Raw genomic sequence first — 21,237 nt, 5'->3', positions numbered from 1 at the left:
ATGCCAGAAGAGTTTGATAGACAAAAAAGCTTTGGTTGGATGATCAATGTGATCGCCAATAAAGCGACCAAAGATTTCGACACGGAATTGAAGGAACATGGCTTAAGCATTGCACTATGGCCAACCATGATGTGTCTTTGGGAAGAAGAAGGTGTGACTCAGCGTGATATTGCTGCGAAATCCAAAGTCGAGAATTCAACAACGACACGCACATTAGACAAGTTAGAAAAGCTTGAACTGGTCGAACGCAGAGCCGATCCAAACAGTCGCCGTTCTTTCCGAATTTACTTAACGGAAAAAGGCAAAGCACTTGAAGAACAACTCATTCCAGTGCCAGTTCGTGTAAACAAAGCGTTGATGAATGAGTTAGATGCTGAAGAACAGCAACAAATGCTCAAGCTACTTCAGAAAGTAGTCGCGGCAATCTGATCTTACCGCGTTCACTGCTTAGCATGCTTAGTGCTTAGTGCTTAGTGCTTAGTGCTTAGTGCTTAGAAATGATTACACTCTGAACGTGTATTGAAAAACAACCCACACTCGGCCTTGCGCCGAGTGTTTTATTTTCGTCTCGACCATTTGATATAGCAAAACAGTGAAGCAATGATCACCGCCCCACCAAGTAACTTCTGCATCTCTACACTTTCGCCTAATACGCTCACACTTAACAGCAGCGTCCACACAGGCTCAAGAATCATGATCAATGCCGCCACTTCCATGTTCACGGAGTGCTGACCGACCGTTTGCAGCAAGTAACGAATAGACGTTGCGATCACCGCAGAAACGATAAACCAGAAGACTAAGGTTTTGGTGATTTCGAACTCCGGCTGAGCTGTCATAGAAGCAAAGGCTAAACCACTCACACCCACCACAAACAGCTGTACACAGATTGATGCGATAGGTTTGATATTGGTAATCACACGCTTGTTCATCACAAAGTGAACAGACAACAACATCGATGCTAGCAAGAAGTAAATCTGACTCTGCTCTACATTCCAACCATTGCCCAAAGTCAGCAGTAGCATACCGATAATCGCGATAGGGAAAGACATCCAAAATGCACGATTCGGTTTCACTCGGAAGATAATCCAAGAAACAAACGGCGCAATGATCATGGCGAGGCTCATGATGAATGCCCCTTCCGACAAGCTTTCTGTCACCGATACTGCAAACACCCATACCTGCAAAGAGGCAGACAGCAACAAACCTACGCCGCAAAGAGACAGAATCTGCTTAAGCGAAAGCTTACGAATGTGATGAATACAAAACGGTAGAAGAATCAAACTCGCGACGAGGAATCGCACACCAATGAACACTGGCCCCGGCATTTCTAATACCACCAGCTTAGATGCAATCCATCCAATCCCAGCTAACAGGGTAGCAAATAGGAGGTAAAGCTCTCCGCGCATCGCTTTCATCATTTTACTTGATCCAATAACAAAAAAAGCAACCCGACTCTGCAAGGTTGCTTTTTATAAACATTCAACAGGATCAAGATACTATCTCAATACTCTGCTTCAGGCAGCTGTTTTTAACTTGCGTATTCTGGGTAATCAATTAAACCCTTTTCCGCACCACCAAACAATGTGTTTGGATCGTGCGCCGCAAGTGGGTAACCATTTTGAATACGAGCTGGTAAATCTGGGTTAGCAACGAATGGACGACCAAAACCAACCATGTCAGTTACGCCTTCAGCAACCGCTTTTTCGCCACGCTCGCTATCGTATTTACCCGCATAAATCAGGACACCTTGATAAGCATTACGTACTGCTGATTTAAAGGTTTTTGGTGTTTCAGGTGCATCGTCCCAATCGACTTCTGCAATGTGCAGGTAAACAATTTTGTATAGGTTAAGTAATGCTGCCGCCGCTGTGTAAGTCTCCACTGGCGTAGCGTCAACCGTACCATTCAACGATGTGAACGGAGCAAGGCGCACACCAACACGGTCAGCACCAATCGCTTCAACCATAGCCTCAACCACTTCACCTAGGAAACGTAAACGGTTTTCGATTGAACCACCGTATTCGTCAGTGCGATTGTTTGCTTCAGAATCGATGAATTGGTTGATTAAGTAACCATTCGCGGCGTGAAGTTCGATACCATCAAAGCCTGCTTCAATCGCGTTCAAAGCCGCTTGGCGATATTGTTCAACCACTGCTTTGATGTCTTCTTTCGTCATCTCACGAGGTTCAACCACATCCACAAAACCCGGCTCATCAGTGCCGTTATCGATGAATACTTTTACGTTTTCTGCTTTAAGTGCAGAAGACGAAATTGGTTGTTCACCACCAATGTTGTCTGGGTGTGTGACACGGCCTACATGCCAAAGTTGAGCGAAGATAACGCCCTCTTTTTCATGTACGGCATCAGTCACTTTTTTCCAACCAGCAATCTGCTCATCAGAATAGATACCTGGAGTCCAAGCATAACCTTGGCCCATAGGTGAAATTTGTGTACCTTCCGCAATAATCAAACCTGCAGAAGCGCGTTGAGCGTAGTAAGCCGCCATCATGTCGTTTGCTGAATTACCAGGTTGCGTTGCGCGAGAACGCGTCATCGGTGGCATAACAATACGGTTTTTAAGCTCGATATTACCAAGTTGAATTGGTTGAAATAGTGCGTTTGTCATTGTTATATCCTCGATTAGCCTAGTTGAATCAGTTCGATTTGGTAGCCGTCTGGGTCAGTAATAAAAGCGATATGAGTTGAACCGCCTTTCACTGGACCTGCTTCGCGAGTGACGTTGCCACCTAGCGATTTGATCTTGTCGCATGCTGAGTAAATATCTTCTACACCCAATGCCAGATGACCGAACGCGCTGCCCATCTCGTACTCATTCGTATCCCAGTTGTACGTTAGCTCGATAGTCGTGCCGCCTTGTTCGTAGCCAACAAAAACTAATGTGTAGCGGTAGTCTTTGTTCTCGTGGCGTTCAAGTTCCTTCATTCCCAATACCTTGGTGTAGAACTCGATGGACTTGTCTAAATCAGTAACTCGGATCATTGTGTGTAGGAATTTCATATTTCACCCTTATTAGCACCACAAGCATGGCGCCGTTATTATTTTGAGTGGAGGTTATCCACTAATCTCTGAGTGAAATAATACGATTCATCGAAGAATTAAGGAAATTATCAAAAATTCTCAATGTGATAATTTTTTGTTATGAAGTTTATGACTAGCACGAACTCAATGACACAAAAAAGGGAAGCCAATGCTTCCCTAGAATTAAACTCTCAATTAAAACCGCAAACGCCTATCTTTAAGCGCCTTCGACATTGTATCTGATGTACTGATGACTTGTTCTCTGAACCATTTATGAGCGGGGTCGCTGTTCTGCTTCTTCAACCAAATCAGGTAGTGAGACATCGGCTGATATTCAAAAGGCGGCTTGAATAGCTGCAAACTTAACTTTTCTTGGAACTGCACGGCCATTGATAAAGGCACTACAGTAATGTAATCAGATTGGCTACACAGCAAGATATTACTGAACAGCGAACGCCCGTGAAATACGATTTTACGTTGGGACAGATCCAAAGAAGTGTAGTGATTTAAACTGCGAACTTTGCGTCGCGTTCTGTCTAATACGGCATGCTTTTCACTTAGGAACTGAGCTTCGCTGATTTCACCTTGGATTCGTGGGTGATCAGCTCGACACACGATCACAAACTCGCCTTCATAAAGTGTTTCACTGACGATACTTGGGTGTTCAGGTACCACAATATCGATCATCGCATCGAACTCTTGCGTCAAAAGATCTTCGTAAATGCGCTCATCACTGTCCGGTTGATCAAATACTTCTAAAGACAAGTTTTGATTAGGAAGCGCCGCGAAACTATTGAGCAGCACCCACTGTAAGTGCTCAGGTGCAGAAATCACAAATTTACGTTCAGAGGATTGCTCATCAAAATTCGCCATCGACTGAAAGACGCCATTGAGTTCATTGATCGGCGCTTTAATTTGTTCATACAAGCTTTGCGCATAAGACGTAGGCGCAACACCTCTTCCTTTACGAACAAAAAGCTCTTGGCCAATCTCTTTCTTTAGGCGGGCTAACGCGGTACTGATGGTCGATTGGTTGGTACTGAGTTGATCCGCAGCCTTACTTAAACTGCCCTGCTCCATCACCGCAGAAAAAACAGCAAGTAGGTTGAAGTTGGGGATGTCATTACTCATATATCATTATTCGTTAGGCGACCATGAGTACTATGCTATCGTAAAAGCGATAGAATGAAATAAGAATCCCTCGTTTAAAGTCCCAAATTGAGACACTAACATCCCGCGTAATTAGTTTCTTAATAGGTTTCCCCATGAAAAAACACTACCTTGCCATCACTATTGCGATGATGACGAGTAACGCGATGCTTTCAAACCCAGCACTGGCTGCGGCTCACCTTCTTCCTGAACTTGGTTCTCTCAACGCAAGTACCGCAGGCGCAGGATCGGCAGCGTTAGCTGAAAGTGCGTTAACCGCATGGACTAACCCTGCCGCTATGTCTCAGCTAGAAAACCCTGAACTCACCGTCAATCTGGCAGGCCTCTACACAGACATCAACTATTCAGACACAGACCCAACAGAGCGTTTTGACAGTAACATTGATGCTGGCGGTTGGGCTCCGGTAGGAAGCTTCTACTTTGTTACCCCTATCAACGACAAATTTCACGCTGGTTTTGCTTTGGCTTCTCAAGGTGGTTCAGGGATCGATTATGGTGATAACTTTTCTGGGCAGCGTTTATTAAAGAATGTTGAATTCATGACTGTTCAACTGATGCCTTCGATATCTTACAAAGTGAATGAGCAGCTTTCGTTGGGTGCCTCAGTCAATGCGGAATACCTCACTGCAAACGGCGAGTTGAATCCTTTTATCGGCACTGGCGACATTGGATCTGAACACTTATTCGAAGCAGACGCGGATGATTTCACGGTTGGCTACTCTCTTAGTGCCTTTTACCAACCGAACGAACAACACCGTTTTGGCTTTATCTACCGCTCTGAACTTACTCATTACGGTGAAGGGCATCTTCAACATTCGGCTAGCGACACCAAGCGTGATGTTGGGCTCGACTTTATCATGCCTCAACACATCCAAATTAGCGGCGTGCACGCCGTCAATGACCAATGGGACATGCTGTGGAGTGTGACTTGGTATGACCTATCAACTTGGACTGACCTCACGCTAGACATCAATGATAATTCAGTAAAAGTTGTCGACCGTAACTTTGACGATGTGTGGAACCTAGCCATAGGTACTCATTACCAAATCACCCCAACCTTGCGACTAGAAACAGGCATCAGCTACGAGACTTCGCCTCAAGATGACGCAACTCATCAATATATGGATCTTCCTGTAGGCGAAACCAAACGTATTGGCGCCGGTGCCACCTATGCGCTCAATAAGAACTGGGAACTGCGCGCTTACTACGATTACATTGATCTGGACGAGCCTGAGCTTAATTACTCGAAGGGGCAAGTTATCAATGTTCAAGGCGCTTATGAGAACAGCGCGCACTTCTTTGGTATGCAAGCGAACTACCTCTTCCTGTAAAGCGGCAGTCTCGACCTTTCGTCGATTATCTATGAGTCACGCACAGTGCCTGATTCATGGCCTCACTCGTGCACAACATCAAGGCCTAGCTATCTGCTAGGTCTTTCTCTATCTGTTCTTCAACTGCAATGTTTTATCCCCAATCAACATCGCATTTGATTGGGTTAGATTACATATTCAATAGAACATAAACAATACGTTATTGTCTCGCTTATCATGACACTGTGTTCAGCGACATTGAGATATACATTTGAGGAATTAAAGCTACAATATTTCGAATCCAGCGCTCTACCGTAAACAGAAACGTATTTTTCCAGTGTTCAAAAAACCTATTATCAGTTATATGTCATCCATCATTCGTTTCTAGTACTCCTTTTATTGTAAGAAGCGTGTAAAAAGATTAATTCCGCCAAATTGCTTATTGATGCTTTTATTAGTCATTTCATTGATCCAAACCAAGTTAATGAACAATGTTTTCTATCTGTATATGAGCCTTTTCAAATAAATCACCCTACCGATTTAGAGTTATAACTACTAATCGTAATTACGATATTATCAAATCGTAATTCTGGGTAGATACTGCTCAAAACTCTTCCTATTATCCTGCTAACAAATCAATTCTTTGCCCAAACAGAATGCTGACAAATGTTTTACTTTGGTATGTCAATTGTCATGGAAGAGCCCCTCGATTACCGAGGTAATACACGTAATAAAGACAGTCGCTGAAAAGCAGCACGAATATTAATTCGAACGCCTCATAGCCATCTAATTTACGTCTGCTGACAAATAATAAAGGTTGATTTGTAGAGGAGCATATTCGCTTCTTGATACCGAGAATCGGTTGTCTGGACTGAGCAATATCACTTTAAATATCATCTGTTACTTTTGTTTATTATGAGCACCAATCTACCCACATAATAGACATCTACTTTTTAAGATGTCATTAAAGGTGACTTCTAGGCTGCAAATTCTCTCTTCTTATTGATGTAGGTTGAGATATGAACTTTATAAAAATCGTTTTCCAGAAGATCTGGGCCGTTACTATGGTCTTGATTAAATTCTGCCTGTTTATGGCGGTGATGTTTGCCGGTGCATGGGCTCTTGCACCGTTAGGCACAATCCATTCTAAAGACATCGACATGTCTCAATTCAACAACCATCCCAATGAAATGATGATGAACTTCTTCCAGATGGAGTCCTTCTCTGGTTACTTGTTCTCGGTGACCATTGCTGTGGTATTAGCCGGTGTTTACGGCATGTGGCAGTTGCATGAACTGGGTGTGCATAAAGCAAAAGAACACAAAAGCGCTCACGTACAAATCGTGTTTGCACTGTCACTTTGCGGGCTCTTCATCAGCAAAACATTCTGGGTTATCGCTTTGGTTATCGCATTGGCGAACTGGAAGCATATTGGTCAATCACTGAGTGATGTGATTCGCCGTGGTGTACAGCCAAAACAAGACGCGACCAATACAGAGACAGCCGCAGTACACGTATCACCTGAACAATCGGTAACAGAGCCGTCTCAAACACAACAGTCTCCAGTAGAACCGTCTTCAGAAGCTCAGCCTTCAAAAGAACAGGCTTCAGAAGAAAAGACTCCAACAAAACCATCCCCTACAGAAAAAGAGGTCGCATAATGAAAGAGATGATGATTCCATACATCCTAATTGTATGGTCACTGTTTGCGACAGGCGCACTTAAGAAGAACTTCAAAAACTATACCTGGGCTGCCATTGGCGGCGTAACAATCCTTGCGGTATTAGCGGTTATCTCTCGCTTGTGGGCACCCGTTGATTTAACGAACTCGACCACAGTGAAAGCACCACACGCGGTGATGTCACCTATCTTCGGCCAGCAGATCGACAAAGTGCTTGTTGAACACAACCAAATGGTTAAAGAAGGCGACATAATCTACACGCTCGTCGACATCGATTCTGCCGCAGACAAAGCAAAGATCGAATCTTCAATTGTTCAGAAAGAAGAAGAAATCAAGCAAATGACTCGCGACTTAGAGCGTGCTGAAACGTCACCAGAAATCTTCAATATGCGTGACGTAGAAAAGTACGACTCCGATCTTCGAGTGCTGCACGCTGAACTTGTGTCGTTAAAAGCCGATCTACAAAAAGTGAACTGGGCGCAAGAGAAGAAAACCATTAGAGCGGAATTTGACGGTCAGGTATCGATAGTGAATATTGCTGAAGGTTCTGTAATGGGTAACATGCACCTCTACAACACCAGCAAAAAGTTTCTTGAGATGCGTATTTCAGACCAAACTTATGGCTATGTTCAAGTAGGAGACTTCGCTGAGTTCTTCGTTGATGCCTACCCAGGGCACGTGTTCCGAGCAAAAGTACACAGCTTTAATGCCGGTACCGGTGAGTCGAGTATTTCTCCACTTCAGGGGCCACAAAGCGTCGGTCAACACGTGGTAAGAAACGGTAATGCTTTAGGTCGTACTATCGTACTTGAGATCATCGAACCAGAAGGTTACAACATCCCTATTGGTTCAACTGGCGCGGCTTGGATCTCGGCTGAGAAGCCGCATCCGTTCTGGGGCTTCATCGATGTAATCGGCGCAGCAACGGTTCGCCTACAATCTTACAAGTCTTACTTAGGTGCTTGGTAAGTACTCAGATTCTCGGTAAGTACTCAGGTTCTCGGTAAACACTTATATAACAGCCATTAGTTCCAAATTAAATGCCCTGAATTTCAGGGCATTTTTGTATCTGTCACAAGCCCCCACTTACTAATTGATTTAGATCAAAATAAATCGCAAAAATAATCATTAGTTATCCAATCAATCGTAAAACCGATAGATTGAAATCCTGTTCGCGCGTAGATAGCGACCTCTCCCACCTCTATCATTTGGCTCAAGAAATCCAATTCCTGTATCCAAATATAAGGTCACTACCATGACTAATACATTCAAAAAAATGGCACTTCCTGTTGCTGTTGCGAGCGCTCTATTTGCTTCTGGTTTTGCATCTGCAACTCCAACTGTAGAAGCGACATCGAAAGTAGGCCAAGAACTTCAAACAGCAAATGCTGCGCAATACCAAAACATTGACCTTGATGCTCGCTACAAGAGTGAGGTTCTTTTCGAACACAAGTCAAACCTATTCTGGGGCAAAGGCGAGCGCATCCAAGTTGTATCGAAAACGGGCGACTCTCTGGCTTACACAGAAGAATCTGATCACGTTCATCCAATCCTCACCAAGCACGGTCGTAAAATGGACCAAGCAATCATCAAAGTGGATGACAATATTTATCTTGGTTACGGCTTCGGTCTAGACACTCCTGTCATGATCGAAGGTACGGATGGCATCATCATTGTTGATCCAGGCGAGTCGGTAGAAATGGCTCAATCGGTTAAAGAACAGTTCCGTCAAATCACAGACAAGCCGGTTAAAGCCATCATCTATTCTCACAACCACATCGACCACATCTCTGGTGTGCGTGCATGGGTGACTGATGAAGAAGTAGCATCAGGCGAAGTAAAAATCATCGCTGAAGAAGGCCTAACCGCAGCAGTGGCTAACTGGTCTTCAAACCTAGGTACTCTATTTGGTCACCGTACTTCTTACACAGGTGCTAAGCACGTAGAAGAAGGTGAGCACGGCACAGTAAACGACGGCCTTGGTCCACGTTTCATGCAAGGTGCTATCTCGTTCATTGAACCAAACCTGCTTGTACCAAGCCAAAGCCACATTGAAATTGAAATTGCTGGCGTTAAGATGCACATCGAGAACGTGCCATCTGAAACTAAAGATGAGTTAGTGGTTTACTTCCCAGAGCAGAAAATCCTGCACGCGGCTGAAGTACTTCAAGGTGAGAACTTCCCTAACCTTCACACCATCCGTGGTACTAAATTCCGTGACCCATCAATGTGGTTCAAGGGCATCGACATAATGCGTAAGTTCGACACTGAGATCATGATTAACTCTCACGGTCGTCCTGTTGAAGGTAAAGAAGCTGTATCTGACGTATTAACGGCTTATCGTGATGCGATTCAATACACGCATGACCAAACAATCCGTTACATGAACAAAGGTATGACGCCAGACGAGCTAGTTGAAGTGGTTAAACTTCCTAAGCACCTTGCTGAGCACCCTTGGTTAGGTGAGCACTACGGTACCGTTGCACACGCCGTTCGCCAAATTTACGTAGGTTACAACGGTTTCTTCGAAGCGGATCCATGGCAGCTAGAGCCAATGGCTTACGAGCAACGCGCTAAAGCATTCGTAGAGATCATGGGCGGTCGTGACAACATCATCGACACAGCAAAAGCGGCGATGAAAGCAGAGAACTACACCTTTGCAGCAGAGATTCTTTCTTACCCAATCACGGTAAACAAAGATGACATGGAAGCACGCTTACTGAAAGCACAAGCTTACAAAGCATGGTCTGCAGATCAAGTGAACATCAACTGGCGCAACTGGGCATTGAATGCTGCAGCTGAACTAGAAGGTACTCGTGATTTCTCTAACATGATCAGCTTTGCTTCTGTAGACGTACTAACTGCCCTACCAAGTAAGCAAATCTTCGATATGATGACGTCGACGCTAATCGCAGAAAACTCGTTAGACGTAAACATGATGCTAACGTACAACTTCTCTGATACTAACGAAGCATTCACTATCGAAATTCGCAACGGCATTGCTCAGTTACACGAAGAGGCAGTGAAAGGCGCAGATGTTCAAATCAACACCACTCGTGCAGTATTGAACCAAATCTTGATTGCGGGTCCAAACGCTCAACAAGTGATTGGTACCAACCTACAGTCTGGTGCATTCAAGTTCTCGAATGGCGACATCAAAGGCTTCGGTCAATTCATGAGCTACTTCGATAAGCCAATGACTCCAGAAGAGATCATGCTCATCGTTCGCTAATAGTGAGCTCGAACGGTCGCTCTTCGGCGATAGCTCTTCGATGATAGCGTTAGTAAACAATCACTAACACACTATCAACCAATACGCTGACCGCTTCACATGGACGACAAACAAATACAGGGACCCTTTGTGGTCCCTTTTTTTATCGTCAGGTTCGGCTTCTGGCGTCAGATTCTTAACCCTGTTATAGGTCTCGATAACCATTATGTTAAAACGATTTGCTCTGATTCTTTCGCTTACCTCTTCACTCACGTTTGCCTGCGGTCTTCACCAAGAGACCGGGTTTAGTTTGGTGACAGAGCCCGGTTCACTCGAGGTGTTTGGCAACGTCATCACAGCCAGACAAGACGATGAATTCAACAACTTCAATAAGCCGGATCACTTTCGACTCTTTGCCATCAAGGCTGCGCTTGCGAAACCCCACCCAAGCAAAATTGAGTTCAACTTGTTCGAAGCAATCAAAGGTCATTACAGCCAAGTGAAATTTGAGAAGGGGGTCGATGTCTCAGGCAGAGATACTTTGCCTACCGAGGAAGATCTATTACTGATTACGGAACTCGATGTGTTCGATGCGTTGGCAACTGGCACCATCTCTTGGGATCACGCGACACTAAACGGCTTAGTGATCATCAACGGCCCACAAGATAAACGAGAGCAGCTTGAAGATTGGCTGAGTGATATTTTTGAAGGGTAATAGCTTAAAGCGGGACAGATAAAAAGTCGTCAAACCCTCGGACTTCAGAACATTGAGGGTTCAACGACAAACTTAAATCAAAAAAGCGTAGGCAACGGAATCAACTCCAGCCCCAGCACACCACTGATGCTCATCACCACCAGCAGAGAGACCTTGAAGACGGTCTTTGACCACTGGATGTAGTTAAGGCAATCGACTTTGCGGAATGTCACTTTGGTCCACATAAAACAGACTGCTGCCGACACTGCTAGGTATTCATAACCTGCTTCCCCAAGTAGGAACAGCGCCAACGAGACTGCGCCAAACGCCACAACATACGCTTTCATGTGTTGATGTGCTTTGTCGACGCCCTCTTTCACCGGTAACACTGGAATGCCTGCATCTCGATAATCTTGAAGGCGGAACATCGCGATCGCGTACGAGTGTGGCATTTGCCATAAACAGAACATCGCGAACAACAAAACCGCTTCCAAACTAATGTAATTAGTCACCGCCAAGTAGCCCACTAACGGCGGAACCGCGCCAGAAATACTGCCGACTAAAGTGCCGTAAACCGATGTACGCTTGTACCACATGGTGTAGAAAAAGACGTAAAACACATAGCCAAGCAACACCATGACCGCAGAGATCGGATTAGCGAACTGAAACAGCAGCGCTGTGCCTGCTAGCAGTAAAACCAAGGCATAGACGAACGCTACATCTGTATTGATGTTTCCTTGAACCAATTCTCGATTTTGTGTGCGCTTCATCTTTTGGTCGATGTCTCGATCAAAGATGTTGTTCACAACACAACCTGATGCAATCACAAGTCCCACACCCGCTAATGTTGTCAGTAACAACATCGCACTGGCTGGTTCTGTTTTTGCGGCGAGGAAGAACCCCGCCGCAACAGAAATCAGGTTGCCGAAAATGATGCCCGGTTTGGTGATAGACAGATATCTTTTCAGCATACCCTAGCCTACAACTTCATGTTGACGTTCATGTTGTAGATGATCCATACCGAGCCAGCGATAAGAATCAATACAACAATGGCGGTAAACATCAGTGACACCAAGTTCCAACGCCCATCGGAAGATTTCGCTTCCATATGTAAGAAGTACTTAAAGTGCACAAAAATTTGCACCAACGCGCAGCCGAACAAGATCACGTACGTTTCTGTGCTTGGTAATACATGCGCCCACACGATGTAGAACGGAATAATGGTGAGAATCAGTGACGCAATAAAGCCTTTCACATAATCCGTTGCACCACTGTCTAGATGCTGTTCCATTACATCACCCCCATTAAGTACACGATGGTAAATACACAAATCCAAACGATATCAAGGAAGTGCCAAAACAAGCTCAAGCACTGGAAGCGCATCGACATGTTGTCGTTCAAGCCTTTGGTTGAAAGTTGGTGGTACGCCACCGCCATCCAAATCAGGCCAAACGTTACGTGTAAACCGTGTGTGCCAACCAAGGTAAAGAACGCTGAAAGGAACGCACTCTCTTGAGGACCATAGCCTTCTGCAATCAAGTGATGGAACTCATACACTTCCATACAGATAAAGGCTAAGCCCAATACGAAAGTCACTTTGATCCAGCGCTTCAGTCCGGTCACGTCTTTGCGCTTCATCGCAATCATGCCAAAACCAAAGGTGATACTACTGAACAGCAGCATCATGGTTTCGACAAACACGAACGGCAGTTCAAAGATGTCTTTACCTGTCGGCCCTGCAATCGATCCACTCTCAAGCACGGCATACGTCGCGAAAAGCGTGGCAAACAGGACACAGTCACTCATCAAGTAAACCCAGAAGCCAAACAACTTGTTGCCCGCAGCTTCGTGGTGATGATCATGCGAATGTGCAAGATCATAAGTGTGTGACGGAGTATTAGCTTGCATACGTCGTCTCCAAATCATCTTTATTGTCGTTATTACCACTATCAGCATCACTGTCAGCGCTGTTACCACGACCAGAATGGTCGCCTTTCACTGACTGTTTTTTCGCTTCTGCAAGCTGCGCACGTCGAGCCGCTTCAATCGCTTTGATCTCTTCAACTTCCACGTAGTAGTCCACATCGTCGTTGTAGCTGTGTTGAATACACGTCACCACGATACCCACTAAGCTTGCAGCCGCTAGCCACCAGATGTACCAGATCATTGCGAAGCCAAATGCCAACGCCCATGCAGACACATAAATGCCTGTCGGTGTGTTCTTCGGCATGTGAATACGTTCGTATTCTTCTTCCTGAGTTGGATCAAACTCACCACTTTGCTTTTGATACCAGAACGAATCGATCTCATCGCCCTTAGGCAGTTTTGCAAAGTTGTAGAACGGTGGTGGTGACGATGTTGCCCATTCGAAGGTACGTCCACCCCACGGGTCACCCGTTAGATCTCGGTTTTGGTCGCGGTCACGAACACTCACGTAAATCTGAACAAACTGACACACCACACCCATCGCAATCACGCCCGTACCTGCAGCCGCAACCGCCAGTAGAGGGAAGAACTCAGGGTTGATGTCTTGGCTCAAACGACGCGTCATGCCCATAAAGCCTAGAGCGTAAAGCGGCAAGAACGCCATCAAGAAACCGATGATCCAGCAGTAGAATGCGCGTTTGCCCCAAAGCTCGTTCAGAGTGAAACCGGTCGCTTTCGGGAACCAGTAACCAATCGCAGCAAAACAACCGAAGACAACACCACCGATGATTACGTTGTGGAAGTGAGCAATCAGGAATACCGAGTTATGCAGAATGAAATCTGCGCCCGGAACCGCCATCAATACGCCCGTCATACCACCAACGGTGAAGGTGATAAGGAAACCGACCGTCCACATCATTGGTGTGGTGAAGCGGATACGTCCTTTGTACATGGTGAATAACCAGTTGAAGATCTTAACCCCGGTTGGGATAGAGATAATCATGGTAGCGATGCCGAAGAAGGCATTCACATTGGCGCCAGAACCCATGGTGAAGAAGTGATGCAGCCAAACCACAAACGCTAAAATAGTGATAGCCACCGTCGCCCATACCAGTGAGGTATAACCAAACAGTTTTTTGCGAGAGAATGTTGCAGTCACTTCAGAGAACACACCGAAGATAGGCAAGATTAGGATGTACACCTCAGGGTGTCCCCATGCCCAAATCAAGTTCACATACATCATCACGTTGCCACCAAGGTCATTGGTGAAGAAGTGCGTGCCGATGTATCTATCCAAAGTCAGTAACGCGATGGTGACCGTTAGGATTGGGAAAGAGATGATGATCAGGATGTTGGCACACAGAGATGCCCAAGTGAACACTGGCATCTTCATCATTGGCATAGATGGAGTACGCATGCGCAAAATAGTCGCGAAGAAGTTCACACCCGTTAACGTGGTACCCACACCGGATATTTGCAGTGCCCATATCCAATAATCGACCCCGACTCCCGGGCTCGCCTCAATGCCAGACAACGGCGGATACGCCAACCAACCCGTACGGCCAAACTCACCCAAGCCAAGCGACATGTTGGTTAGGATAATACCCACCACAAATAGCCAGAAGCTCAAGTTATTCAGATAAGGGAATGCAACATCACGAGCGCCAATTTGCAGCGGCACGATGATGTTCATCAAGCCGATAACCAGAGGCATCGCGACGAAGAAAATCATGATCACGCCGTGAGCCGTGAAGATTTGGTCGTAGTGATGTGGCGGTAAATAGCCAGTCTCACCAGCTGCAGAAAGCAATTGCTGACTGCGCATCATGACCGCATCGGCGAAGCCACGAACTAACATCACCATCGCGACCGCAATGTACATGAAGCCTAGTTTTTTGTGGTCTACAGACGTAAACCATTCATTCCATAGGTATTGCCACTTACCGGCTTTTGTTACCGCATACACCACTAAACTACCCACTAAAGCGATCATGGTTAAGGTGATCAAAATAATGGGTTCGTGGTAGGGAATTGAGTCTAGAGTTAATCTTCCAAACATGACGATTATCCTTGGGTTTCCGGCAAACAGTTCATTGAACCAGGGTGCTGGGTCACGACATCAGTGAATAAAAATGGTGGGATACTAGAAAACAGAGTCACAGGTTCAGCCACACTTGGCGCGGCCAATGAACGGAACTGCTCCCAATCTTCAATACGATCAGGACTTGCTTTCACTTTCTCCACCCAGTTTAAAAACGCCACTTGATCAGGCATGGCTGATGCGGTGAATTTCATTTGAGAGAACCCTTTACCACTGTAGTTCGATGCAAAACCCTTGAAGTCACCTTCGTGGTTCGCGATCAAATTCAGCTTAGTCACCATTCCTGGCATCGCGTAGATCTGCGAACCAAGACGCGGGATAAAGAACGCGTTCATGATGTTGTCTGAAGTTAGCTTAAACGTCACCGGTACATCTTTCGGGAACGCAACATAGTTAACCGTCGCAATGTTTTGCTCCGGATAGATGAACAGCCACTTCCAGTCCAGAGAGACCACTTCGATCACCATAGGCTTAACGTCACTCACCAGAGGCTTTGATGGCTCTAATTCGTGTGTTGTTCGCCAAGTGATGGTGGCTAGAATCGCGATGATGATGATTGGAATCGTCCATACCACCACTTCGATCTTGGTTGAGTGCGCCCAGTCAGGTGCATACTCTTCTGTGGTATTACTTTCGCGGTATCTATAGGCAAAGTAGATGGTCATCAGAATCACGGGGATGACGACGATCAGCATCAGCAACAGAGCCGTAATAATCAGCTCCTTTTCCTGAACGCCAACGCTACCTTTTGGGTCGAGCAATGCGGAGTTACATCCTTCGAGCATCAGGACGGTTCCCACCAAACCAATCCTCGACAGATTTGCTCTCGATAAAATGCGTTTATATCTTGAAGCTTCCATTAACTTTCTCGATGGTTATCCAGCCTCAGAACGAACGCCCGAGTACTGGTTGTCATGGTCATTAGAATATTTATGTGTTGAGCATGTGAAACGCCGCATCTCAAAAAGCAATGCAAGTAAGGTTCGTTACTGCTGGGTTAAAACCACACAGAAAACATGACTTAATTGTTACACTTTGAAATGCATTGTTACATTTGGCGCATTATGAAGAGTTGAAATTGAAAGCTCACCAAACAAACTTGGAAACTAACCTTCCATTTATGAAGACGAAAACTAAGAAGCAGTAAGCGATTAAGACACACATCAATTGCGTGCTACACGGATAGAGCCAGTGCTGACAAGGGATTTAGAAAAAGTAGATAAACACTCACTCACCACTAAAGCTCGGGGCAAGTTCAAGGTACATTAGAAAGAGCGAATAAATAGAAGTGTGACGCCCGTCAAAATTGTGAATTCACATACCATTTACAAGGTATTCACTGGTTAGATTATTCAAAACCCACACACATTCACCAAAAAGATAATCAAGCATTCATCGATGCACTGATGTGACGAATTGAAAGAATATAATGACTAACAGAAAGAATATTGTGGCTAACAGAAAGGAGAATTTGACTAATTGAGGGCGTAATAACGGTGAAAAGCACAACAAAAAGGTAGGAATTGGGATGAATTTATCGAGAATAACAACACCATAATCGAGCCTGATACGGCTCGATTATGGGCAATTAAAGAGTAGCTAAATTGAAGAGTAGTTAAATTAAAGATGCGTTAAATTGAAAAACAGTTATGCAGCTTGAGTAGCGATGGTTTTTCGCTGATTTTTAGTCATTAAATGATAAACCACCGGCACAAAGTAAAACGAAATAAGCGTGGTTAATACGGTACCGCCCACAATAGCGACCGCAAAAGGAGGCCAGAAGCCACCACCCGCGATGATCAACGGCATGAAGCCACCAACAGTTGTGATTGTGGTCGAACTGATATGTCGAGTACACGACATAACAGCATCAACGACTGCATCAACATTCCCAGAGGAAGCCTCCTTGTCTAGCTTCAATTCGGTCAGAATGACAATGGCAGCGTTAATCGCTAAGCCCGCAATCCCGAGCATGGCGATGATCACCGTAAAGCCAAATGGATAACCGAAAATCCACACCGACAACAGCCCTAGTCCACCAGCCAATCCTGCTACCATGAAGATGATGCTACTCATTCGGAACGAGTTGAACGACATCACCACCACCAAAACCATCAATACGACAACGACTGCGACATTCGAGATGAGACTGTTGACTGAATTATCTCGTTCAGCAGATTCACCACCAAAACCAATCGTGTAGCCTGATGGCATCTGATAGTTTTCTAGGCGTTTTTGGAATTCATTGAGCACAGTTTGAGGTAAAACACCCGCTTCAATGTAGCCCTCAATGGTATTCACACGCTGCCCGTTACGACGGGTAATCGCGCCGCGACTGGTCGTCAATTCCAGCTCAGCCAGAGTTGAAACATTAATCCCCGTCGAGTAAACATCAGAACTGATTGGCAAGCGAATATTACTCAGATGCGCTAAGTTTTCACGCGCCTCATCTGCCACACGAACACGGATTGGTACCGACTCACTGCCTTCAATCACAGAGCCACTTTCACGACCTGTCAACGTAGTTTGCAGCATACCTGCGAACTGGTTCAATGAAATACCGTTGAGTTTCGCGGTATCTTCATCGACCTTCAACCACACCTTCGGCGTACCCGGTTGCAGCGTTTCCCTTGTGTGCGTCACATGAGGAACACCCGCCAAAATCAATCGCACATCCTCACCAATCGCTTTCAACGTATCGAGGTTTTCACCATACACTCGCAGTTCAACGGGCGCGGTAAATGGAGGCCCTTGGTTAAGCTTACGTACCAAGATTTGTGCTTCCGGCACTTCTTCATCCAACACCTTTTGCAACTGTGGAATTAGCGCATTGGCTTGGTCAAAGTTCTCTGTTTTCACCATGGCTTGCGAGAAGTACGGCGCGTTATTTTGCCTTGCTTGCAGGTTGTAATAGAAGGATGGGAAGTTTGCGCCCACTAGCCAATCAATGCGTTCCACTTCAGGGTAACGATGAATGATGTCATCTATTTTTTCAGAGGTGTTTTTGGTGGCGTAAATGCTCGCTTGCGGCGGCATGTAAACCTGAATCTCAAACATGTCTCGGTCTGATGGCGGGAAGAATTGCTCTGTCAGCTGAGACATACTCCAGTAACCGGTAAACGGTACCAATAACACCAAAGCAATCGTGATGATTGGATGCGTGACACCAAAGCGAACAGAAGACGAGAACCAACGTGTTAAAGCAGGAATTCTTAAGCCTGTCATGTACCAATGGTGCTGGCCTTTCTTATCAACGTCACTGAGTTGTTTCGGCAGTAGCTTGGTCGCCAATCCTGCGATTAAGGTGTGCGAGATAATGTAAGAGCCGATCAATGAGAAAGAAACGGTAATCGCAATTCCCCCCACGAACTCACCTGATGCACCCGGCATCAAGATAATCGGGGCAAACGCCAACACGGTAGTTAAGGTTGAGCCTAATAACGGCACCCATAAATGCTTCAATGCATTCATGGTCGCTTCAGCGCGCTGTTGCCCTTTCAAACGATAAGCTTGAATGGTATCGACCATCACCACCGCGTTATCAACCATGATCCCGAGCGCCACAATTAGGCCTGTCACCGACATTTGGTTAATCGGCACACCAGTCATTTTCATGATCGACAGAGTCAATAATGAGGTTAACGGCAGAGAAATGGCGACTAAGATCGCGGCACGCACGCCTAAAGTGACAAACAACACAATCAAAATCAGACCGAAACCGATCATCAAGCTTTTGCCTAAATCGTCTAAGCGAGTTTCGGTATAACCTTGCTGATTAAAGAGCACCGTCACCTTAACGTTACTTGGTAACTCTTGCTCAAATTTACCAATCAGAGCATTAGCTCGCGACGTCCAGTTGTCGACTCGCAGATCAGGATGCATTCTTGCCGCGACAATCACACCCGGCTCACCATCAATAATGGCAATCTGGTCTTGTGGGGTTTTCTCACCACGTTTCACAGAAGCAATGTCTTCCATGCGGATGATGTGACCGTTGCTGTCGGTGGCTATTGGCACCTGTTTAATACGTTCAATGGAATCAAGCTCAGACTTAATCTCTAAGCCAAAGCGAGAATAAGCACTCACTAACTCGCCGGCGGAGTTCTTGGCGTCTGCCCCTTCGAGCGACTCAGCAATATTGGCACTTGAGCGCCCTAACGCCGCTGCATCGGCAGTACGCAAACTGATTTGAATCTCTTCTTGTGGCATCCCATATTCATCAACGAACTCGGTACCCGACAAAGTTCTTAGTCGCTTAGCGAGTTCTTTGGCATAACGACCCAGCGTTAATCGGTCAGGCTCGCCTGCACCAGACCAGGTTAGAGATGCGATGGTTGTGAAAGCATAGGTATGGTCGCTATCGAGATCGGGAGAATGAGAGCCCGCAGGCAAAATGGATTCGATGTCAGATAACTTGTCGCGAGCTTGAGACCAAACTGGCTCAGGCTCGGTGATGGTGTCATTCAATTCTAAGGTGACAATAGACACGCCCGGCCTTGAGGTTGAGCTCACGAGTTTAACTTCACTCAGCTCACGCAGCTTGTTCTCGATAACTTCTGTTACCAAGGTTTCAACACGCTCGGCACTGGCGCCGGGGAAACTGGTAGTAATGTTCGCGTAACGGTTGATGATCACCGGATCTTCTGCACGCGGCAACGTCATGAACGCAGAAATACCACTCACCATCAGCAGTGCGGTCATTAAGATAAGCAGTCGAGTGTTGGAAATAGTCTCTATGATTTTCATGCTATTTCCTATTCAGCAGTAACGCTTGCTGGCTTCACGGTTTGTCCGGGAACTAAACGATGTAAGCCACTGGCAATCACTTGTTCACCGTCTTCAATCGCCCCACTCACGTACGCTTGTTGATTGTTGGCAAACAACACTTGAACACTTCGGCGCTCAACTTTGTTGTCTTCACCAATCACAAAGATGTTCCACACACCGCGTAGGCCGTCAATCAAACCCGTTAATGGCACCCAGTAGCCTTGGTCATCAATCTGCTCATCAAATTTCAGATAGGCAAGTTGCCCTTCTAACACCGACGATTGTTCAGGAAACAAGTAACGTAAACCGACACTGCGAGACTGTGTGTCGACCATTGCGCCCGGATTCAACAGACTCACAGCGAATTCATCTCGCCCGACGCGAATACTTGGCGAAGAAAGCGAAGTCACTTTTTGCATTTGATGGGCAGGAATACCGATGAAGGCCTCTTTACCTTCAGAGGCAAGCAGTGTCAGGGTTGGATTCCCTACATTCACCACATCTCCAAGCGAGACAAAGCGTGTTGCGATGGTCCCTGAATATGGCGCACGAACTGTCGATTTCACCAGCTTCAATTGATTGCCTTTTACCGAGGCATCAATACGCAGCAAGTTCGCCTGCAATACGCGTTGCTCACTGGTTAACGAATCAATCTCAGCTTCGGCACTGAAGCCTTTCGCTTTCAATGAACGTTGACGTTTAAGGTTCGCTGCCACCAAACTCAATTGAGCTTTGACTTCTTCAGCCTGCGCTTTCAGTTGGCTAGACTCGGTTTCCAAAAGTTGGGTATCCAGTCTGATCAACGGCTGACCCGTTGTGACTGTGTCACCGACATCCACCAGAATCTCGTTTACTTTGCCCGCTAGTTCGAAACCTAAACTAGCCTGCTGACCCGCCTTAACCACACCGACATATTCACGCTGCACTGCATAAGAGGAAGAGAGCGCCAAGGCCATCGTTTCCACGGTTAAAATGGTTTGGACGCTCGATGCCGTTTCAGCGGTTGAATCAACCGACTCTTGGGCTTGTTCCTTTTCGCCACATCCAACAAGAAAAGCCGACAACGCCACTGCCACTGCGCTTCCCTTCATCAATTTATACATACGTACTGTTCCTATGCGGTACTCAATTATGTTCTTTTTTTAGACTAACCAAATCAAACTAGACTGTCTAGTTTGATTGTGTTAAAAATAAGTTTCATCGTTAATGATTGATAAAACCATCACAAAAAGCATAATGCTTAGCGTAAAACGAGACACATAGAACTGAGCACCAACAGGCACCAAGCAAAGAGACAAACTAGGTAACGAGACAACACTAAGTAACGAGAAGCAAGCA

At 45.8% G+C, this 21,237-nt stretch carries 17 protein-coding genes; 6 read left to right on the top strand and 11 right to left on the bottom strand.

What is annotated here, in order from left to right; genetic code table 11:
• Positions 1 to 429: a MarR family transcriptional regulator gene (locus L3V36_RS00240; RefSeq protein ID WP_208773974.1), complete on the top strand. Its 429-nt coding sequence runs from the start codon at positions 1 to 3 to the stop codon at positions 427 to 429.
• A gap of 128 nt (positions 430 to 557) precedes the next feature.
• On the opposite strand, the gene L3V36_RS00235 is transcribed toward L3V36_RS00240, so the two are convergent.
• From L3V36_RS00235 to L3V36_RS00220, 4 genes are all read right to left on the bottom strand, one after another.
• Positions 558 to 1,418 (bottom strand): DMT family transporter, encoded by an 861-nt coding sequence (locus tag L3V36_RS00235; RefSeq protein ID WP_208773972.1) that lies wholly within the window; start codon positions 1,416 to 1,418, stop codon positions 558 to 560.
• A gap of 110 nt (positions 1,419 to 1,528) precedes the next feature.
• Positions 1,529 to 2,626: an alkene reductase gene (locus L3V36_RS00230; protein ID WP_208773970.1), complete on the bottom strand. Its 1,098-nt coding sequence runs from the start codon at positions 2,624 to 2,626 to the stop codon at positions 1,529 to 1,531.
• A gap of 14 nt (positions 2,627 to 2,640) precedes the next feature.
• Complete coding sequence (gloA, locus tag L3V36_RS00225) at positions 2,641 to 3,018, bottom strand: lactoylglutathione lyase (protein WP_017095215.1); 378 nt, start codon at positions 3,016 to 3,018, stop codon at positions 2,641 to 2,643.
• Between the two features lie 216 nt (positions 3,019 to 3,234).
• Positions 3,235 to 4,170 (bottom strand): LysR family transcriptional regulator, encoded by a 936-nt coding sequence (locus L3V36_RS00220; RefSeq protein WP_108121532.1) that lies wholly within the window; start codon positions 4,168 to 4,170, stop codon positions 3,235 to 3,237.
• A gap of 134 nt (positions 4,171 to 4,304) precedes the next feature.
• Between L3V36_RS00220 and L3V36_RS00215 the strand changes: the two genes are divergently transcribed.
• The 5 genes from L3V36_RS00215 (at position 4,305) to L3V36_RS00195 (ending at position 11,126) form a co-directional block, all read left to right on the top strand.
• Positions 4,305 to 5,540, top strand: coding sequence for an outer membrane protein transport protein (locus L3V36_RS00215; protein WP_208773968.1), 1,236 nt, complete (start codon positions 4,305 to 4,307; stop codon positions 5,538 to 5,540).
• Positions 5,541 to 6,538: 998 nt separating this feature from the next.
• Complete coding sequence (locus tag L3V36_RS00210; protein WP_208773966.1) at positions 6,539 to 7,180, top strand: magnesium transporter; 642 nt, start codon at positions 6,539 to 6,541, stop codon at positions 7,178 to 7,180.
• Positions 7,180 to 8,169 (top strand): biotin/lipoyl-binding protein, encoded by a 990-nt coding sequence (locus L3V36_RS00205; RefSeq protein WP_208773964.1) that lies wholly within the window; start codon positions 7,180 to 7,182, stop codon positions 8,167 to 8,169. The genes L3V36_RS00210 and L3V36_RS00205 overlap by 1 nt, the downstream gene beginning before the upstream one ends.
• A 286-nt stretch (positions 8,170 to 8,455) precedes the next feature.
• Positions 8,456 to 10,432 (top strand): alkyl sulfatase dimerization domain-containing protein, encoded by a 1,977-nt coding sequence (locus L3V36_RS00200; protein WP_208773962.1) that lies wholly within the window; start codon positions 8,456 to 8,458, stop codon positions 10,430 to 10,432.
• A gap of 205 nt (positions 10,433 to 10,637) precedes the next feature.
• Positions 10,638 to 11,126 carry a hypothetical protein gene (locus L3V36_RS00195; RefSeq protein WP_208773956.1) on the top strand — a complete coding sequence of 163 codons (489 nt, stop codon included), beginning with the start codon at positions 10,638 to 10,640 and terminating at the stop codon, positions 11,124 to 11,126.
• Between the two features lie 77 nt (positions 11,127 to 11,203).
• Here the strand turns inward: L3V36_RS00195 and cyoE are convergent, their stop codons facing one another.
• From cyoE to L3V36_RS00160, 7 genes are all read right to left on the bottom strand, one after another.
• Complete coding sequence (cyoE, locus tag L3V36_RS00190) at positions 11,204 to 12,076, bottom strand: heme o synthase (RefSeq protein WP_004736301.1); 873 nt, start codon at positions 12,074 to 12,076, stop codon at positions 11,204 to 11,206.
• Between the two features lie 8 nt (positions 12,077 to 12,084).
• The gene (gene cyoD / locus L3V36_RS00185; RefSeq protein WP_004736302.1) at positions 12,085 to 12,396 is read right to left on the bottom strand and encodes a cytochrome o ubiquinol oxidase subunit IV; all 312 of its coding nucleotides are present in this window, start codon (positions 12,394 to 12,396) and stop codon (positions 12,085 to 12,087) included.
• On the bottom strand, positions 12,396 to 13,013 hold the full coding sequence (cyoC, locus tag L3V36_RS00180; RefSeq protein WP_010439790.1) for a cytochrome o ubiquinol oxidase subunit III: 618 nt from the start codon (positions 13,011 to 13,013) through the stop codon (positions 12,396 to 12,398). The genes cyoD and cyoC overlap by 1 nt, the downstream gene beginning before the upstream one ends.
• The gene (gene cyoB / locus L3V36_RS00175; protein ID WP_017078918.1) at positions 13,003 to 15,090 is read right to left on the bottom strand and encodes a cytochrome o ubiquinol oxidase subunit I; all 2,088 of its coding nucleotides are present in this window, start codon (positions 15,088 to 15,090) and stop codon (positions 13,003 to 13,005) included. The genes cyoC and cyoB overlap by 11 nt, the downstream gene beginning before the upstream one ends.
• 5 nt (positions 15,091 to 15,095) lie before the next feature.
• Positions 15,096 to 15,992 (bottom strand): ubiquinol oxidase subunit II, encoded by an 897-nt coding sequence (cyoA, locus tag L3V36_RS00170; protein ID WP_081324494.1) that lies wholly within the window; start codon positions 15,990 to 15,992, stop codon positions 15,096 to 15,098.
• A 787-nt stretch (positions 15,993 to 16,779) separates the two neighbouring features.
• Positions 16,780 to 19,878: an efflux RND transporter permease subunit gene (locus L3V36_RS00165; protein ID WP_208773954.1), complete on the bottom strand. Its 3,099-nt coding sequence runs from the start codon at positions 19,876 to 19,878 to the stop codon at positions 16,780 to 16,782.
• Positions 19,879 to 19,886: 8 nt separating this feature from the next.
• Positions 19,887 to 21,002: an efflux RND transporter periplasmic adaptor subunit gene (locus L3V36_RS00160; protein ID WP_208773953.1), complete on the bottom strand. Its 1,116-nt coding sequence runs from the start codon at positions 21,000 to 21,002 to the stop codon at positions 19,887 to 19,889.
• Positions 21,003 to 21,237: the final 235 nt, after the last annotated feature.

The organism is Vibrio sp. G-C-1 (genome assembly GCF_021728015.1).
GTDB lineage: Bacteria > Pseudomonadota > Gammaproteobacteria > Enterobacterales > Vibrionaceae > Vibrio > Vibrio splendidus.
This window is presented reverse-complemented; position numbering and strand designations above follow the sequence as displayed.

Excerpts from the sequence above, each read along its gene's own strand:
- L3V36_RS00240 (WP_208773974.1), top strand. The coding sequence starts at position 1 with ATGCCAGAAGAGTTTGATAGACAAAAAAGCTTTGGTTGGATGATCAAT.
- L3V36_RS00235 (WP_208773972.1), bottom strand. The coding sequence starts at position 1,418 with ATGATGAAAGCGATGCGCGGAGAGCTTTACCTCCTATTTGCTACCCTG.
- L3V36_RS00230 (WP_208773970.1), bottom strand. The coding sequence starts at position 2,626 with ATGACAAACGCACTATTTCAACCAATTCAACTTGGTAATATCGAGCTT.
- gloA (WP_017095215.1), bottom strand. The coding sequence starts at position 3,018 with ATGAAATTCCTACACACAATGATCCGAGTTACTGATTTAGACAAGTCC.
- L3V36_RS00220 (WP_108121532.1), bottom strand. The coding sequence starts at position 4,170 with ATGAGTAATGACATCCCCAACTTCAACCTACTTGCTGTTTTTTCTGCG.
- L3V36_RS00215 (WP_208773968.1), top strand. The coding sequence starts at position 4,305 with ATGAAAAAACACTACCTTGCCATCACTATTGCGATGATGACGAGTAAC.
- L3V36_RS00210 (WP_208773966.1), top strand. The coding sequence starts at position 6,539 with ATGAACTTTATAAAAATCGTTTTCCAGAAGATCTGGGCCGTTACTATG.
- L3V36_RS00205 (WP_208773964.1), top strand. The coding sequence starts at position 7,180 with ATGAAAGAGATGATGATTCCATACATCCTAATTGTATGGTCACTGTTT.
- L3V36_RS00200 (WP_208773962.1), top strand. The coding sequence starts at position 8,456 with ATGACTAATACATTCAAAAAAATGGCACTTCCTGTTGCTGTTGCGAGC.
- L3V36_RS00195 (WP_208773956.1), top strand. The coding sequence starts at position 10,638 with ATGTTAAAACGATTTGCTCTGATTCTTTCGCTTACCTCTTCACTCACG.
- cyoE (WP_004736301.1), bottom strand. The coding sequence starts at position 12,076 with ATGCTGAAAAGATATCTGTCTATCACCAAACCGGGCATCATTTTCGGC.
- cyoD (WP_004736302.1), bottom strand. The coding sequence starts at position 12,396 with ATGGAACAGCATCTAGACAGTGGTGCAACGGATTATGTGAAAGGCTTT.
- cyoC (WP_010439790.1), bottom strand. The coding sequence starts at position 13,013 with ATGCAAGCTAATACTCCGTCACACACTTATGATCTTGCACATTCGCAT.
- cyoB (WP_017078918.1), bottom strand. The coding sequence starts at position 15,090 with ATGTTTGGAAGATTAACTCTAGACTCAATTCCCTACCACGAACCCATT.
- cyoA (WP_081324494.1), bottom strand. The coding sequence starts at position 15,992 with ATGGAAGCTTCAAGATATAAACGCATTTTATCGAGAGCAAATCTGTCG.
- L3V36_RS00165 (WP_208773954.1), bottom strand. The coding sequence starts at position 19,878 with ATGAAAATCATAGAGACTATTTCCAACACTCGACTGCTTATCTTAATG.
- L3V36_RS00160 (WP_208773953.1), bottom strand. The coding sequence starts at position 21,002 with ATGTATAAATTGATGAAGGGAAGCGCAGTGGCAGTGGCGTTGTCGGCT.